Raw genomic sequence first — 17,915 nt, 5'->3', positions numbered from 1 at the left:
CCCAACACAAAACAAAACAAATCAAACAGACAAGACAACAAAACAAACCACCTGCACCAAGAAAGGCATGGTCGCTTACTGAATGATTATGCATGTCTATTATCTCACTCAAACCACAAGCAGCACTAAGAACGCATAGACACCTACTGAATGATTGCACATGCACTTGCACATGCAACCACAGTCTCATTCCAAAAAAACAAACCAAGAACACATAGTCACTTACCGAATGATTATGAATGTCTCCACAGTCTCACTCAAACAAACAACACCAAGAAAACATAGTCACTCATCAAAAATTTACGCATTCCCCCACATTCTCACTCAACTCAGCAACAACGCAAAACAGGGATAAGCTTCCGCCCCTCCTCTAACCCCAACACATCAAAAATAACCCGTTCGAGCGTTCACTCACCTCGGGGCTTATCTGGTTTCTGCACAGCAAAAATTCATTCACATATGGCTACTCCAAAGGCATGATGCTCCCAGAAGACATCCTGAATTTGCTCGGTTGCCTCTTTATCACAAGCGACGAGCACAACAACTTCCGTCATCTTGTTTCGAGATGGGAGATTCGTTTTCGCTTTCTTCTTTTTTTTATGAGCGATATCAATAAAGACCCCAATCGTGAAGCCCGCAGCTGCGCCAATAAGGCCCCAAAGAATGGCCCCTCCTTTTAAAATAAAGCCATAGGTAGAGCCAACTACCGTGAGCGCCGTCGCTAGGGCAGTCCCCGCATCAAATAAACTTACGCCATCGGAGCGATGGATCGTGTCGAACATCTTCGGTTTGTTAGGCTTCCCCTGTAATGAAACGGCATAAATGTGTTCCTTTGGAATGCCCGCCTCTTCAAGAGCAGTAATCGCCAGCTCCAAATAGATCGAATGTTCAAATGATGCTATTACATGCATGGTGTCACCCTCATTTTCGAAGCGAAGATTTAGGAAATGGAAATTGCGGATGCTGATAGCCCTCTTGCAGCATGCAAGCCTGCTCGTGATCAAACAGCTTGTTATATTCAACCGTATTTACATACGCATCGTAGACGGAAAAACCGTAAAGTGAAGGTAAAAATAAGAGCCAATGCATATTCACCACACTAGCTGACTGTGTTAAGTCCCACATGAGTAAATAGTGAATTCCTTCGAGCAAATGAGAGAAATAGCAAAGCATAATCCAGTTCACTAATATAAAAAAAGCATTGATAATCCGATGGGAGTAAAGCTGTCCCACTCCCGGCATTAACAGGGACCAGACCATCGCTAACCATGGCGAGCGTTTATCCAGATAGTTAATTTCCATACCGCCCATTTTGAAACAATCCATGGGGGCCTTTTCCCTCTTGGCCAAAATATACTGATGATTCATATCCACGGACGTTCGATAACTGTCGTAGATTGCAAATAAATAAACAGGCGCATAAAGCGACATCCACCGAATATTCAGCACCTCATTGGCTTTCTCGAATTGACCAGTGAAGGTGTATACAATTGCTTCGTTCAAATGCATCTGTGAATTAATCAACATTTCCCAGCCAATGAGAATAAAGCCGCGGAAATACTTGGATAGCAGTAAATGACCAAAGCCCGGAAAGGCTGCGGCCCACCATGCAATAATGAGTGGATTGCGCAAATGCAATTGGGTAATCCCTAATAAACCGACATAGGCAATTTGACGGCGTGGCTTGGTTCTCATGTGCAGCATCCTTATGAATCAGTTTCCAATAATGCTATTATCTTCTTTCAAATGTAAGATATACATTTCGGATTTGACAATTGATTTTTAGTACCGTATAGTACTATTTATGAAAAAACAAAAAAAAATAACCAACCGTGATCTTGTGATGCAGGCGGCAACGGACTTGTTCCTGACAAAAGGCTACTTAGCAACCAGCATGGACGAAATCGTTGCCGTGAGCAAAGTGTCCAAAACGAACATTTATTATTATTTCAAAAGTAAAGAAGACTTGCTGACCGCAATTATCGAACAACTTATTCACACCTACAACGAGATGATCCAGAAGACCGTGTCACGTTCGGAATTAAGTGTGCAGGAGCGCTTCACTGCTCTCCTACAAGTGCTGACAGGGCTTGAATGGACTTCCATAGCCGGATGCCCGTTTCTCACCCTGTACACACAGATGCCTCAAGATGCAGATGTATTGCGGGAAAAAGTGAGCGCTTTTTTCCGGGAACAAATGCTTACGGTGGAAGCCCTGCTCATCGAGGGCGTTCATAATAAGGAGTTTTCATCCACCCTGCCGACAAAAGCCACGGCTCAATTGATCGTTTCGACGATTGAAGGCGGACTGTTCCTGCAGCATGCAAGCCAAGATCCAGCCATGTTGGATCAAACTCTTTCTACTTTAGCCTTGTTGCTAAAGTAATTTTTTTAATCCTAATTAGTACTATTTAGTACTAAAAATAACGAGAGGCAGGTCTATTTAGATGACACATATTTTCATCACAGGCGGTACAGGGTTCATAGGAACACAAACGTTAGCGCAGCTATCCCGTGAGGTTCATACCGTTTCGGTGCTCGTTCGTTCCAAAGCTCGATGGGAGCAGATCCGCAAGCAGCTGGATGGGCTCATCGGTAATGGTCAGAGGGAAACTAACGCGGGAAATGAGCGAATTTCCCCGGTTATCGGAGATTTAAGCTTGCCGGGCTTTGGATTAAGCGAAACGGACAGGGCGTTGGTACTGACGGCAGATGTGATCATTCACGCGGGTGGACCGATGGATATTCGGATCGGGGAGTCCGAGGCCCGTGCGGTTTTCGTGCAAGCCGCCGAGGAAATGCTAAGTTTGGCTTCGCAAATTCAAACGAGCAAGGGGTTGCAGCATTTCATCCATATTGTCGGCTTCAAAAGTCCCTATACCGATGATAATATCCACAATCCAGCACCGATCATCGCTAGTTTAGAGCAGGAATCCCCTTACGAAGCCATGAAATTCCTAGCTGATTTGCGCATTCGCCAAGGAGCGAAGCAGCTAAGCTTCCCTCTATCTGTCGTCCATCCAAGCGTACTGATTGGCAGCTCAGAGCACGGGGATACCCCGCAAACCGGCGGACTCGGTATTCTCGTACGGGCCACAGCGCGTAAGTTGATGAGCATCACACCCGGCGGTCACTCCCATTGGCTGCCCCTCTTTCATGTTGATCACGCCGCTGAATTCATTAGCGCTCTGGCGATGGAATCGAATCCCGTTAACCAAACCTACTACTTGCTGGATGAAAAAAAGCAAAGTCCATCGATGACAGAGCTTGTATCGGGCATAGCCAAGGAACTTCGTGTCAGTAAACCATGGGGAGCCATCTCCCCCAAATTGTTGTCGAAGGTTCTTGGGAGTCCACTTGGACAGAAAATCGGAATTCCCAAGGAATCCCTCGATTTCATCGTGGATGTCAATCAGGACTATCCCCTAACTGCGGCACAAGACATGCAGCGAAAATACGGATTGGAGCACGCGATAAACGCCTCGATTATGCCGCACACCATCTCGGATCTCGACTTTCGTCTCGTTCACTCCCACCCTCAGGCAGAAGGATATATGCGGGGTAAAAGAGGGCCTTTGGCTACGCTGGAACGGGCGGGATCAGAGAAAGGGAAGGCTCCGATCTTGTTCGTTCATGGCACTCTAAGCGGAGCTGACTGCTTGCTCCCGTTGGCCGAGCAATTCCCTGAGTCTGCCGTCTGCCTGGTCGATCTCCCAGGCTTCGGCCGTTCGCCCTATCACCACCGTCCCGATGTGATAGAAGGACATATCGAATCGCTTGTCCAAGCGATTCGGTCGTTCGAGACCCCGGTTACGCTCGTGGGGCACTCGCTGGGCGGCCTGCTCGCCGCCCATGCCTACGCCCGCGTACCGGAACAGATCCACAGGCTGCATCTGCTGCAGCCTGCTCTGCACAGCGCGGCGCGGAGGTACCGCAGCGCGCGAATCAACGAAGCCGCGCTGCGCATGCTGCGCGCGGCTAGCTTGCGGAAGCAACTGCTGGCGCAAAGCTGCTTCACGGACATAAGTGACATACCGCCTGCGTATGTCACTTATGTCCTGGCCGAGCTGCAGTCGCCGCGTGTGCGGAAGACGACTGCGGAGACCCTCTCTGCGCTGACGCGCGCAGAGAGCTTCACCCAGCTGCAGCAAGGTGCGCAGCTGCTGGGTGTGGCATCGATCCTGTGGGGAACCCAGGATCGGACGTACCAGCTGCCGGAGCGCTTTCGCTCCGCGCGCACGGTGGAGATAGCGGCTGCTCACCACTTCCCCATCTCGCATCCAGCGCTGACCGCTCAGCTTCTGAGGCAGCAAGGTCTATAATCGCAAGAACTCGATTCTCTCTGCCGCAGAACGGCATGGATCTCAATCGAGTTCTTCGCTTTTTTCCAGTAGACATACACCCATCTCCTTCCCTTCGAATAAGGTAAAGAAAAAAGTAGGCTCGGAAGTAACGCCTTTGCTTACGAAGAAAGGGAGGAATCCTTATGCAAATCCACGTTGTCCAGAAGGGACAGACGTTATACCGCATTGCGCAAACGTATGGCGTGTCGGTAGATACAATCGCAACAGCCAATGAGATGACCCCCAGCCAATCCCTGGTCATCGGACAGGCATTGGTCATTCCGATTGCTGGCTCGTACTACTGGGTACAGCCGGGTGAAGGGCTTTATATGATTGCCCGAAAGCTAGGAATCGATCTGCATACCCTTGCCTCCGTCAATGGACTAACCATGTATCAATCTTTACCTGTGGGCTTTCGCCTTTATATCCCGCCAACCCCGCGTAAACAGGCAGAAGTGAATGCCTATTTAGAACCTCGCGGGACTGACGTCTCGCCCGTCCTCATTCAATCCGCCAAGGAAGCAGCCCCTCATCTGACCTACTTAGCTCCATTCAGCTTCCGTATTAAACGGGACGGCACTCTCCAAGCCCCGCAGCTGGACGATCTTAGCGGGATTGCCTCGCAGAATGGCGTCACCATGATGATGGTTGTGACCAATCTCGAAAAGGACCAATTCAGCGCTGAGCTCGGACATATCATCCTCACGGACGAAACCGTTCAGAATCATCTGCTTCAGAACATTAAAAGCACTGCCAAACAATATGGATTCCGCGATATCCATTTCGACATTGAGCATCTGTTCCCCGATGATCGTGATGCCTACAATCGCTTTCTTCGTAAAGCGGCGGAACAAATCCATCAAGAAGGCTACTTAATGTCAACGGCGCTCGCGCCAAAAACGAGCGCCGCTCAAGCCGGCGCCTGGTACTCTGCGCACGATTACAAAGCGCATGGCCAGATCGCCGATTTCGTCGTCATCATGACGTACGAGTGGGGCTACAGCGGCGGCCCGCCTATGGCCGTTTCCCCCATCGGTCCCGTGCGCAAAGTGCTGGAGTACGCCATAAGCGAGATGCCCGCTTCCAAAGTCATGATGGGCCAAAATCTGTACGGCTACGATTGGACGCTGCCCTATGTCAAAGGCGGTCCCTTTGCAAAGGCTGTCTCTCCGCAAGCGGCTATTGATCTGGCCCGCAAGTATCATGCGCAGATCCTATACGATTACACGGCGCAAGCTCCGCACTTCAACTACTGGGACGATGCTGGTAAAGAGCACACGGTCTGGTTCGAGGATGCTCGCTCCATTCAAGCGAAATTCCGCTTGTTGAAAGAGCTTGGCTTACGAGGCATTAGTTACTGGAAGCTTGGTCTTAAATTTCCGCAAAACTGGCTGCTGCTTGAGGAAAATTTTAAAGTCGTGAAGCGCACTACTTAAATGTAATAGGAGAAATACAATTATGCCAAGAGGCTGACTCAAAAGGTTAATAACCTAGCGAGCAGCCTCTATTTTGTTTCGATACGGAGCGTAATCTAACAGGAATTCCATGTAGTGCAACAGTGAAAACAGAGGCGCCTAAAGATGAACGCCTTATGGGACAGCCCCTTTTGCTCATTCTCGGAATCGGACAAGCGCTTACTGAAGCTGATTCAAAGGTCTGTGATTTGCACTTCCGCGAAAAATGTCGATTGATTGCAACTTTTGTCCAAAGTCAACCGTCTTAGGTAAAGTAAATTCTACCAATAGGTCTAACAATATAATAGATTTGTAAAATATATATTAAACGCACGTAAGAAAATTGTTTTTTAGTTTATTTAATTGTTTTTACGTTGCACTCGAAGGAGCTTGACCATTATTAACCGCCGATGAATTCGGGTATATTTTGTGACTACTATTCAAATTCCCGATGTTTATTCCGATAATAGTCAAGTTCCATAATTTTCATATACATAATCATTGAGGAACTTAATCGGAGGGAAACAGAGCATGAAGTCCAGACAAAGCAAGTGGTTATCCTTGGTATTCATTTTCATTCTAGCTGCGCAATCTTTATTGACAGGAACCGCCTTTGCAGCTGATGAGATTTCTAAACTCGTCCTGAATAAAAACGAACTTGCCATGCAAGTCGGAGATACAGCCAATCTGACGGCAACCGCTATTTTCGTAAGCGGCTCTACGGAGAATGCAACCGTCAAAACCGATTGGAACTCAGGTTCGACTGATGTTGCCTCCGTCTATGCAGGTGTGGTAACAGCCAAAAAAGAAGGCAAGGCCGTAATAACAGCCACGTATATGGGTAAGACCGTAATTGTTAATGTTGATGTCAGCAAAAAAGTAAAATCGTTAACCAAAGATAAACAGTCCCTGGCTCTTCGCCTGAATGCGACTGATCAAGTTAAGATTACAGCTTTTTACGATGACGGCACGTCCGAAGATGTAACGAGCAAGGCTGATTACACTGTGGATACGAGCTCCATTGTGACGGTAACGAACGGTTTAGTGAAGGGACAAAATCCCGGCAGTGCCTCGATTACGATTAAATACATGAATCAATCTCTGACATTGCCAGTCGATGTTGAAGTTGTAAGACGTATTGATGCTCAGAAATCAAGTGTATCTTTGTTGTTAAACGGAACAGAGAAAATTAAACTGATGGCAACCTACCCAGACGGTACCATCGACGATGTTTCCGACAAAGCCGTATGGACAACAGATAAAGCGAACGTAGCTGATGCGATTAAAGGTACAGTTACCGGTTACAGTGTCGGTACAGCTAACCTGACTGCAACGTATGGTACCAAGTCGACAACGATTAAAGTCGATGTGGATAGCACAGTTAAACTTTCCTTAGATAAACCAAATATCTTATTAAAGAAAAATGCGACAGAAACTCTCAAACTAGAAGCTACTTATGCCGACGGAACTACGGCTGATTTTACAGACCGGGCCGAATGGGCTTCGAGTGATGCAGATATCGTACAAGTGACAAAAGGTAAGCTGTCCGCCGTATCCATCGGTGAGGCAACGATTTATGCCAAGTACGGCGATAAAGTGGTCACAGCTAACGTAGACGTTGAAGTTCCTCGCCGTTTAGTTGTTAGTACGGACCTTCTCTCCTTGCAAACAGGTCAGGAGTTCCCCTTATTCTGACTGCCACTTATGCCGATGGTACAAGCGACAATACCATCGCAGCAAACGCGACTTGGAGCGTGGATAACGACGCCGTTGCATTTGTCAGTAAAGGTTTAGTTAAAGGTTATAAATCCGGTGAAGCTATAGTAACCGCTGAATACGGCGGCAAAAAAACGACAACGAAAATCGAAGTCGATATCCCTACCATCATCAAACCAAGTAAGAAAATCGTTAATTTACAAAAAGGCGGGTCTGATAAGGTCACGTTGACTGCTTATTTTAAAGACGGAAGAGAATTAGATGTTACTTCCAAAGCAGAATGGACGACCAGCTCCAAAGATATCGCTGAAGCTCGCGGCGGAGACATAACAGGGATCTCTACCGGCACAGCAATGATCACAGCGAAATACGGTACACGCACTACAAGCATTCAAGTTTCGGTTGGCGTACTAAAAAGTCTAACGGTCAGCCAAGAAAAACTAGTGATGAAAAAAGGCGATTCCGTTACTTTAACAGCAGAAGCCATCTATACCGATGATACAAAAAACAGCAACGCAGCCGCAGATGTCATCTGGACAAGCAGTAATGTCAAAACAGCCACTGTTGACGGGGGTAAAGTCAAAGCTTTAGCTTCAGGAGAAGCGACCCTGACCGCGCAGCTGGATAGCAAAACAGTGACCATAACCGTCCAAGTCGATATGGCCAGTGATCTATCAGCGAGTGTCGCCAATCTAGTTTTTGACATGAATGAAACAAGATCTATCGTACTAACGGCTACAGATGCTAGCGGCGCAGCCCGCACTGTAACTAATGAGGCTGAGTGGAAATCAAGCAGCCCTACCATCGCGTCTGTATCCAAAGGTGTTGTAACGCCGGTTTCCCGAGGTAAAGCAACCATCACGGCAACTTATGGCGGTAAAAGTGTCTCCATTCCAGTCGAAATCGGCGTGATTCAGACACTAGTCGCTGACAAATCTTTCATCGTCACCAAAAGCGGCGAGCAAGTACAAGTGAAGTTAACCGCTACTTTAGCGGATGGCACTACCAAAGATGTTACGGAAACAGCAACCTGGAAAGTCATGGCCTATAAACTGGGTACCGTTACAAATGGGCTTTTCACCGCTACGGGTTCAGGTAAAACAACGATCACCGGGTCTTTCGGCGGCAAAATGGTCGCTATTCCCGTGGAAATCGATTCACTGAAATATTTGAAAACCGACGTCGTCAAAATCGAGCTGCAAGAAGGCAAAACGGCGCAGATTGAGGCGTTGGCTACCTACACAGACGGGTCCGAAGAAGATGTAACCAAACCTGCCCTATGGACATCGTCAAACATCATGATTGCTGATGTGAAGGATGGTATCATCCGAGCAACCGGCAAAGGTTCAGCTAGAATTACAGTCACGTATTCCAACATGAGAACGACTGTACAAGTGACAGTCACGAAGTAATACCAAAGAAACCGTTGTTTCCCGCATTGGGGGACAGCGGTTTTTCTCAATTTCAAAGAAAGATGCATAAGTTCTTGCATTTAGGGGAATATATCCATACCTGCACTTACAGAACCAATTCAACAAGTCTTGGAGGTATGGATCATGGTTTCCAGATTTCTGAAGCTGGGTATGATTTCTTTTTTGTCAATCTCGGCTCTCCTTGGGGCGCATCACTATCGTACGCATTCCCCTAGCCAGCAAATGATTTCGCAAGTCGATAGTAGGGAAGCCGCCAAGCAAGGCTCACCGACTTTCTTTGACACGAATCCGTTCGGCATGCCTGGCGCGGATGCTAATTTGCGTAAAATGGGCAGCATGAACAGTCATGCAGCTGGTTATGGGCTTACACCCCCAACGTCGATGAAGGCTTTAAAGATCCATACCCAAGAAGCAATTGGAGCAAATGACAAAGCGTCGCCTTGGTGGAATTACCTAGGACTGCTCGGTTTAATCGGACTGCTCGGACTCGGCAAACGTTCCCCGACTTCTTAGTGTGAAATGTGAAGGTTGGTTAAAGAGGCCTTGTTCCCGGTTTAGGGGAAGGCTTTTTTCTGTTTCGTTATATCGTTTACGGACATTTGTTTATACTATAGACATTTGTTTTAAAATGCGATAAACTAAAGATGTTATTCGTTTGAAAGGAGGCTTTTCATGGATCGTGAACAGCAAATTTTAGCACTGATACGTCAAAACCCATTCATTTCCCAAATTGAAATAGCTAGTGCCGTTGGCATTTCCCGATCTGCTGTTGCCGGCTATATCGCAGCGTTGACCAAGAAAGGTACGATCCGAGGCCGAGCTTATGTCACATCTGAAGAGCAAACCGTCATGTGTATCGGCGGCGCGAACCTCGACAGTAAAGCAACCAGCAAGACGGCCATTCGACTGGCCTCCTCGAATCCGGTAACGGTCACCGAGTCCTGCGGCGGTGTGGCGCGCAATATCGCGGATACATTAGCTGGGTTATCCTGCCGGACTTCACTCGTAACCGTTGTCGGTGACGATAAGGCTGGCAAGTGGGTGCTTGAAGAAACACGAAAGAGCGGTGTCGACGTCAGCCAAACGATTGTCCTGCAGGGTGAGAACACGGGGACTTACACGGCGCTGCTCGATGCCACGGGCGAGATGTTTTTGGCTTTTGCCAACATGGAAATATACGATAAATGTACACCACAGCTTTTGATGGACAAATGGTCCCATATTGCCGCTTCACAGCTCGTCATTGCTGATACGAATTTGCCTGCGGATACGCTCCAAGAATTAATTAAGCGCTGTAAAGAAGAAGGCATCACGCTATTCATTGACCCTGTCTCTTCCGAAAAAGCGAAAAAGCTCCCGCAGGAGCTTCATGGCGTTACAGCCATTTTCCCAAACCTAGAAGAAGCCCGTCTGCTTGCTGGTTCCTCCCTAGAAACAGACCAAGACTATGGCAAGCTGGCTAGAGCTATTCAGGCACGGGGTGTGAAACACGTATTCATTACACTTGGCAGCGCGGGTGTCATGTATGTTGGCGAGGAAGGCGAGCAGCTCTTCCCTCCTATTCCTACCAAAGTGGTGGAAGTAACCGGCGCAGGCGATGCTCTCGTCGCAGGTATCGCTTATGGTGTGATGCATCAGTATACCTATATGGAGGCCTGCTCCTATGGTTTGGCTGCGGCACATATTACGCTTCAAACCGATCAATCCGTAGCCAGTGAGCTAACCGAAGAACGACTGTTACAAACTATACAATCGATAACTAAAGGAGACTGATCCCTATGATGAACACATCCTACCTAACATTTACCGACGAAGTGAAAGATGCCCTCGCGAACAATAAACCAATCGTAGCCTTGGAAACAACGATTATTTCCCACGGGATGCCTTACCCGCAGAACATTGAAATGGCCAAAAAGGTTGAGCAAATCATCCGCGACAACGGTGCTGTTCCAGCAACGATTGGGATTATGGATGGCAAAATCAAGATCGGCTTAAACGAGCAGGAGCTTGAGGCTTTCGCGACAACGGCCAATGTGGAAAAAGTTAGCCGTCGGGACTTCCCTTACATCCTGTCGTCCGGCAAAATCGGCGCGACGACCGTAGCCGCAACGATGATCGGCGCGGCGCTTGCCGGCATCGAAGTGTTCGCTACCGGCGGTATCGGCGGCGTTCACCGCGAAGGTGAAGTGACGATGGACGTCTCCGCCGACTTGACGGAGCTGGCTCAAACGAACGTCGCTGTCGTCTGCGCAGGCGTGAAGTCGATCCTCGATATTGGCCGTACGCTCGAGTATTTGGAAACCCACGGCGTACCCGTGGTTGGTTTCAAAACGAGCGAGTTCCCGTCCTTCTACGCCCGCGAAAGTGGCTACGGCGTTGACTTCCGCCTCGATGAGGCAGCCGAGGTTGCGGCTATGCTGCGCACCAAGTGGGAGCTGGGCCTAGCCGGCGGCGCCATCATCGCCAATCCGGTCCCCGCGGAATCCGCGATGGCCCATAACGAGATCGAAGGCGTCATCCAGCAAGCGCTGGCTGAGGCCAAAGATCAAAACGTGACCGGCAAGAAGGTCACGCCTTTCCTGCTAGCGCGCATCAAACAGCTGACCGAAGGTCGCAGCTTGGAGACGAACATCGCGCTCGTTTACCACAATGCGCAAACGGCCGCGCAAGTTGCGGTTGCCCTTAAAAACAAATAAGCCCTCGCTTACAAGGATAAACGACTCCGTCGTCCCACTGGGACGAGCGCGTTTGTCAAGACTGATGACGCGAAGTGTAATAAAACTTATACTTTCTTATCTACTAAAGAAAGACCTGAGGCTTTGCCTCAGGTTCTTTGTGTGCTAATCCATATGTTTGAGCTTGGGCAGGGAATTGGATATAGGGCTCCAACCGCCAATATCCGCTTTCTCCATGATCATCTTCTTTTCTCTGCAGACCGATTTTGGAAGCTGTCGCAGAGCTAACGAACCGTGCACACGCAATTGTCCTCATCATGCGCATACTCGAATGGCTAACGAATCGCAGCCTCGTTACGTTAGCGAAAAAGCGTGATTTGGGGCTGTCTTTCCTGCAATAGCGTTTTCTCGATTCGTTAGACTATCAAAAGCCCGCTTTTGGGCTTCATAACGTTTTCTGAGTTCGTTAGCGTTTGTCCACAATGAATCGACAGCCGACTTTGCACAATTTGCAGAAGTTTTTGAATGGCCACCTTAGAAAGAGGATACCCTTAAGCTCTACCTCGAAACTTATACTTTCTACTCAAAAAACGAGCCCCCAGAAATTCTGGCGGCTCGTTTTTTTACGTATGATGGCTAGTCTTAATCCAAATACAGCGCATTGCTTACAGAGGCAAGAAGCATTTCATGCACCTCAACAAAATACCGCCATACCTCTGCCCGATAAAAGCTTCGGTCTGCCAGTTCACCAAATAACTCAAGTGAATGCTCGTTGTAAACGACACATGAACGCTCGACACCTTGATTCGAGATAAGCTTTACCTCATCCCCTGCAAGCAGACCCGACACTACAAGCTTTACATTTCCCTTACGCTCTGGTGCGTCCATCGGCACCACATCGCCCATATGATACTTCCCTAAACTCAACTCCATGACCGGACCTTCTGGGGAGTAGCTTAGAAAAACGCGCCCTGTATCGATCCCATCCAGAATGCCGTCCACGGTACGAGAGGATCCATACACCCAGGTTGTAGGAGAACTGTGACTGACGTAGCCTCCAAACCGGTGCATATCACTGCCGCCTACGGCGATGAGGCGTTTGCCCATGCAAAGCTGCCCATGCCACCAATCAAGTGTCTTACGGTTGGCTTCCCGCCAAGGCCCATTCCAGATTTCCACCCAATCATAATCGACCATCCAGTCCCATTCCCAGCCGCAGTTCGGACAATGGGGATGGTTCAGCACAACACGCGCGCCATTTGATCTTGCCTCACGTATACGTGCCTGCACCTGCTCCGAGCTAGTCGCACGGAAATCTCCCACAGGCTTAACAACACCTAAGAAGTTCGCATGACCGTGATTGGTCGTCAATTCCATACCGGGAATTAAAACAACGCCCGTTTCATGCGGATAAGCAAGGTTTTGACTGTACGTATTATGATCTGTCATCGCTAGAAAATCACAGCCCAGCTCTTCCATAATCCGTGCATTCTCGGATAATGTCAGCGCTCCGTCACTATGGACGGTATGCATATGCAGATCGCCTTTCAGCCAGCGCCCTTCCTTGGGTGTGCAGGCAACCTTCACAGTTACAGTGCATCCTGCCGGTGGAATCCGGTACGTGCCGAGCAGCACACACCACTCCCCATCCATCAAGTACCCAGGTACATATCCGGGAGTCGCCTTTTCAAGCCCAACATAAAACTCCGTTCGGGCTCCCCCGCTCCAGCCTCTTACTTGATCCGTATCCTTTACACCGAGATCAATGACGCAGTCGCCGGGTCCATGCGCTTCCACTTCTACACTAACGTGAATACGTTCCATGCCTGAGGCTACTTGAAAAGGAACCTCCAAATAACGATCGGCTTCCTCACTTGTAATGAAACGAGATATCGTCACGATGCTCATTGGCTCCTCCTATTCTTTCGTAGCGCCGACCATAAGGCCTGTTACGAAATATTTTTGCACAAATGGATAAATAACTACCAATGGAATCAAGGCCAGCATGACACCTGCCATCCGAACATTAGGCGTCATAAACAAGTTGCTGCTGGTTGAGTCGGACTGAATGACGAGCGAGCGCAGCGCTACCTGCAAAGTAAACTTTTTCTGATCGGTGATATAGAGCAGTCCAGGCGTTAATTGATTCCAACGGGAGACGAATTCGAACAAAGCTACGGTAGCCAGTCCCGGTTTAGCAAGCGGCACATACATCGTGGAAAAAATGCGAAACTCACCAGCTCCGTCGATTTTAGCGGATTCCGCCATTTCGTACGAAACAGCTCCAAAGAAATTTCTCATTAGCAAAATACTGAAACCTGAAACCAAACTATATAAAATCAACGCATTTACGGAATTCAATAAGCCCAACTCTTTATTTACAACGTAAAGGGGGATCATCACGGCTTCATTCGGAACCATCATGGTTAGCAAAATAAAGCTAGTGATCAGCTTGCGCCCAGGCAGCCCCTTGTGCAGCAGCACATACCCGGCCATTGCACATAGCAGCACGTGGACAAACGTACCCACCAACGTCACCAGCACATTCAAACCGAAAGGTCTCCACAGCTCAATGCGCTGCCACACTGTGCGGTATCCTTCTAGGCTCGGCTCAGAAGGCCATAACCGAATACCGCCATGCATGGATGAAATGTTAGAGGATATGGAGATGACAAAGGTGTTCCATATAGGCAGGATCATCGTCGCTACAAGCAGCAGCAGGAAGAGGCTGTTTACTACATGGAAGGACAAGTCCCTGCTGTTCAACGATTTATTCATAACACGACTTCACTCCTCGTCATAACGAATCAATTTGCGGGTTGCGAATACTAAGATCAGCGTTGCCAATACAACGAGAAAGCCAGCGGCTGAAGCGACGCCCATTTTGAACTCCAGAATTCCTTTTTGATACGTATACGTCATCAGGACATCCACTTTTCGGGCAATAACAGGATTACTAAGTATGATCATTTGGTCGAACATCCGGAGCATCCCGATCATATTCAGCAAGGTCACAACCTTCATCGTCGGAATGAGCTGAGGCAAGGTTACATAGCGAATCTGCTGCCAGCGTCCAGCTCCATCCATACGCGCGGCTTCATACAAAGAAGGGGAAATCGTCACGATTGATGCCAAATAAAGAATACAGGTGAAACCCATTTCCTTCCAAGTGTTCGTTAAGACCATCAAAGCTTGAGCATAGTCGACTTCCGCAAAAAAATGAATCGGTTTCGCAGCACCCAGCAGCTTCAACAAATCATTAACAAATCCTCCATCCGGAGACAGCATAATGATCCAGATGCCTCCTACAACAACCCAGGAGAATAAATGTGGCAAGTAAATAACCATTTGCGTCAGCTTCTTAAACCACGTTTTAAGCACTTCATTTAAAGAAAGAGCTGTAATAATCGGGGCAAAAAAGCCTACAATCAGCATCCCGATTCCAATCACTAAGGTATTCTCCAAGACGCGCCAGAATACCGGATCGTTCCAAACCACAATGTAATTCTGAAGACCAACGAACGGGCGAGTTCCAATAATCCGAAAATTTTGCATGGAGATTTGCAAGCCCTTGATGAGCGGGTAATAAGAGAAAATTAAAAAATAAATCACAACGGGAATCATCATGAGATACATTACCCGATAACGTGCCCATGCGGTCACTAGACGTCCCCCCTTATCCATGAAAAGTAAAGCGGCAGCTTAGGGAGTTACTCCCCGCCTCCGCTCACTCAATTTAGTCAATTAGTTTAGCTGCTTTAAGCTCATCATTCATTTTTTTCACAGCGTCTGCTGCCGGCAATTTGCCCATCATCGCTTGGAAAGCGTAATTGGTTACGATTTTTTCAGCGCTCGGCCAGTCTTTCGTGGAGTTTTCAATCGTTGCATTATTGTCGAAAATAACTTGGCGGCCTTCAAGCGCGCCTGGCAGCGTACCAATCGGATTCTTAAAGTTCGTGTTGTTCGGGAACGGAGCACCATGATCCATACCATGCTTAACTCCCTCATCCGTTAGCGTGTATTTCCCGTCTTTAACGGTGTAATCATCGCCTTCAATCCCTAATGTGCTAAGGATGTTACCCTTCTCGGAGTGCCAGAATTCTAAGAATTTCATCGCTGTATCTGCATGCTCGGCATTCACTGGAATTCCCCAAACACTTGGGTCGCCGCGGCGAAGCATGACTTTGCCATCTGGACCTACGGCCCCAGCGATTGCTTTGGCTTTAAAGTTAGGATCATCCGTTTTCTTCATATTATTGAACAAACCTACCCATGCATCCCAGTACGTGACCATCCCAACGCGATTCGTCAAGAAGAGCTCTCTCATTTTAGCAGAATCATTGGTCGCGAAGTTCGGGTCTAGAATCCCTTCCTTGTACAGCTTCGCAAACCACTCATAAATCGGAACTGCTGCTTCTGTTGCATAAGGAATCGAGCGCTTGCCACTAGCATCAATCACATATTTATATTTCACGCCTGCTGCGCTCATAAACCCTTGAATATCGTATAACCCAGCCGTGGACAAGCCATAAGTATCGTCCTTACCGTTGCCGTCTGGATCTTTTTCTTTGAATGCCTTCAGTACTTGGTAGAAATCCTCTAAGGACTTCGGCTGCTGCAGCTTCAGCTTGTCCATCCAATCTTGACGAACGGTAGGCAGCGTGCCGCCTTCTGATTTATTAAATACACTGAAGATCTGACCATTTTTATAAGTGATCATGTCCCATTCCTTGGTTGGAATGACTGTAGGATCGGATAAAATCTTGGAAGCTTTGATCTTATCGTTTAACGGCATCAGCGCGCCTTGATCAACAAGAACATCCATATTGCCTTTACCCATATAAATGAGGTCATATTTTTCGCCAGCAGAAATCGCTGCGTATAGTTTCTTATCATAGTCAGCTGCTGGCTTCTCGATGGTAACCTTTATACCAGTCAATCGTTCTACTTCCTTCTCAAACAGGACATTCTCTTCCGGCGTCTTGCCCCCAGCAACATTGCTCAGAATGCGAAGAGTTTCTTGTTTAGCCGGCTTGGCAGTTTCGCTACTAACGTTTGTTGCGGCTGTTTTATCGGTATTCGTACTGCAAGCAGTGGCTAGTATACTTGTCGATAATACGACGGCTGCGATCATTCCTGCTTTTTTATTGAACATGGGTAGGGCCTCCTATTGGTATCTATCTATTTGTGTGGTTTTATGGTGCTGAAATCTCTCGCCCGGGCACATGAGCCTCTATAAACTAAACTGGCAGGAATCAATATGCGTTTGGCGATGGCATTGGGCTGACGGCACTGTTCGATGAGCAGCTTGGCTGCCTCGCTTCCCAGTATCTCCCCATTGAGCCTGACTCCTGTAAGAGGTGGCTTGAATTCAGGCGCGAAGACGGAATCATCGCTGAAAGCAAAGACAGAAAGGTCTTGCGGTATTTGCAAATTGAGCTCCGCAGCCGCTTGGTATACCCCTAAAGCCACCTTATCTGTATCCGTAATGATGGCTGTAATATGCGGATATGCTGCTAATAGCTTCTTGGTCATCTGGTAGCCGTAGACAGTGGATGTTAGACTGCTATCTTTGTACACAATGAGCTTTGCATCAACGGACAGCTCGGCTTTATTGTAGGCTCTGTAGTAACCATGCTCGCGGTCTTGAGCGACCGTTCTTTTCTTCGGAGCATTGAGGAACGCGATATGAGTGTGACCTAATTGCAGCAGGTACTCGGTAACGATTTGTCCCATCCCAATATTGTCGTTATCCACATAAGAGACACTGGATTCGAACTCCTCCTGTGGTCTTCCTATCACGACTAGCGGCACGTTGCGCTTGATTCGCTCGGAAATTCTCTCATCATTGGAGGCGGGATCCAGAAGAATATCGCCATCTACCGGGTCTGTAGACAAGTGCTCCACTTGACTGGAGAATTCGGCAGACAGGGTGTTTACCAGCAAACGATAGCCCTGGTTATAACACTCTCTCAACACACCATTAAAGAGGCCAAGATGGAACTGACTGAATTTCACTTGCTCACCGGCCATATTTAACCCGATGATATTCGTTTTCTTATTAGCTAAACTGCGAGCCCAGTAATTGGGTCTATAATTTAAATCTAAAGCTGCCTCCAGTACTCGCTGCGACACTTCCTTGCTGATCGGCCTTTTTTTGCTAAACACATTGGAAACTGTACTCTTGGATACTCCAGCTACTTTTGCAACATCATCTATGTTGGCCATATGAGCTCGCCTCACTTCTCTTTCATATTAAACCGGTTTTATCAACAGAGTTTTAAATAGAGCTTA

At 47.9% G+C, this 17,915-nt stretch carries 15 protein-coding genes; 8 read left to right on the top strand and 7 right to left on the bottom strand.

The window, feature by feature from the left end; translation table 11 throughout:
- Positions 1-449: 449 nt before the first annotated feature.
- Together ACBP55_RS01985 and ACBP55_RS01980 are read right to left on the bottom strand one after the other, a co-directional pair.
- The gene (locus tag ACBP55_RS01985; protein ID WP_464649366.1) at positions 450-911 is read right to left on the bottom strand and encodes a hypothetical protein; all 462 of its coding nucleotides are present in this window, start codon (positions 909-911) and stop codon (positions 450-452) included.
- A gap of 10 nt (positions 912-921) precedes the next feature.
- On the bottom strand, positions 922-1,695 hold the full coding sequence (locus tag ACBP55_RS01980; protein WP_464649365.1) for a hypothetical protein: 774 nt from the start codon (positions 1,693-1,695) through the stop codon (positions 922-924).
- Positions 1,696-1,804: 109 nt separating this feature from the next.
- On the opposite strand from ACBP55_RS01980, the gene ACBP55_RS01975 reads away from it, so the two are divergent.
- From ACBP55_RS01975 to ACBP55_RS01940, 8 genes are all read left to right on the top strand, one after another.
- The gene (locus tag ACBP55_RS01975) at positions 1,805-2,386 is read left to right on the top strand and encodes a TetR/AcrR family transcriptional regulator (protein ID WP_464649363.1); all 582 of its coding nucleotides are present in this window, start codon (positions 1,805-1,807) and stop codon (positions 2,384-2,386) included.
- Positions 2,387-2,447: 61 nt separating this feature from the next.
- Entirely contained in the window at positions 2,448-4,322 is a 1,875-nt protein-coding gene (locus ACBP55_RS01970) for an alpha/beta fold hydrolase (protein ID WP_464649361.1), read from the top strand.
- Positions 4,323-4,486: 164 nt separating this feature from the next.
- Positions 4,487-5,779: a glycosyl hydrolase family 18 protein gene (locus ACBP55_RS01965; protein WP_464649360.1), complete on the top strand. Its 1,293-nt coding sequence runs from the start codon at positions 4,487-4,489 to the stop codon at positions 5,777-5,779.
- Between the two features lie 549 nt (positions 5,780-6,328).
- On the top strand, positions 6,329-7,492 hold the full coding sequence (locus ACBP55_RS01960) for an Ig-like domain-containing protein (RefSeq protein WP_464649358.1): 1,164 nt from the start codon (positions 6,329-6,331) through the stop codon (positions 7,490-7,492).
- 59 nt (positions 7,493-7,551) lie between these two features.
- Complete coding sequence (locus tag ACBP55_RS01955; protein ID WP_464649357.1) at positions 7,552-8,925, top strand: Ig-like domain-containing protein; 1,374 nt, start codon at positions 7,552-7,554, stop codon at positions 8,923-8,925.
- Positions 8,926-9,069: 144 nt separating this feature from the next.
- Positions 9,070-9,459 (top strand): hypothetical protein, encoded by a 390-nt coding sequence (locus ACBP55_RS01950; RefSeq protein ID WP_464649356.1) that lies wholly within the window; start codon positions 9,070-9,072, stop codon positions 9,457-9,459.
- Between the two features lie 159 nt (positions 9,460-9,618).
- Positions 9,619-10,719 carry a carbohydrate kinase gene (locus ACBP55_RS01945; RefSeq protein ID WP_464649354.1) on the top strand — a complete coding sequence of 367 codons (1,101 nt, stop codon included), beginning with the start codon at positions 9,619-9,621 and terminating at the stop codon, positions 10,717-10,719.
- Positions 10,720-10,727: 8 nt separating this feature from the next.
- Entirely contained in the window at positions 10,728-11,642 is a 915-nt protein-coding gene (locus ACBP55_RS01940) for a pseudouridine-5'-phosphate glycosidase (protein WP_036633519.1), read from the top strand.
- A 621-nt stretch (positions 11,643-12,263) separates the two neighbouring features.
- Here ACBP55_RS01940 and ACBP55_RS01935 read toward each other — a convergent pair.
- From ACBP55_RS01935 to ACBP55_RS01915, 5 genes are all read right to left on the bottom strand, one after another.
- Positions 12,264-13,529 carry a CehA/McbA family metallohydrolase gene (locus tag ACBP55_RS01935; RefSeq protein WP_464649352.1) on the bottom strand — a complete coding sequence of 422 codons (1,266 nt, stop codon included), beginning with the start codon at positions 13,527-13,529 and terminating at the stop codon, positions 12,264-12,266.
- Positions 13,530-13,538: 9 nt separating this feature from the next.
- Positions 13,539-14,399 (bottom strand): carbohydrate ABC transporter permease, encoded by an 861-nt coding sequence (locus ACBP55_RS01930; protein ID WP_464649350.1) that lies wholly within the window; start codon positions 14,397-14,399, stop codon positions 13,539-13,541.
- Positions 14,400-14,408: 9 nt separating this feature from the next.
- Positions 14,409-15,284: an ABC transporter permease subunit gene (locus ACBP55_RS01925; RefSeq protein ID WP_464649348.1), complete on the bottom strand. Its 876-nt coding sequence runs from the start codon at positions 15,282-15,284 to the stop codon at positions 14,409-14,411.
- A 73-nt stretch (positions 15,285-15,357) separates the two neighbouring features.
- Positions 15,358-16,776 (bottom strand): extracellular solute-binding protein, encoded by a 1,419-nt coding sequence (locus ACBP55_RS01920; RefSeq protein WP_464649346.1) that lies wholly within the window; start codon positions 16,774-16,776, stop codon positions 15,358-15,360.
- A gap of 26 nt (positions 16,777-16,802) precedes the next feature.
- Positions 16,803-17,849, bottom strand: a complete 1,047-nt coding sequence (locus tag ACBP55_RS01915; protein ID WP_464649344.1) for a LacI family DNA-binding transcriptional regulator — start codon at positions 17,847-17,849, stop codon at positions 16,803-16,805.
- Positions 17,850-17,915 lie beyond the last annotated feature (66 nt).

Source organism: Paenibacillus sp. WG02 (assembly GCF_055396115.1).
The sequence above is the reverse complement of the archived record's forward strand: the minus strand, read 5'-3'. Positions and strand labels throughout refer to the sequence as shown.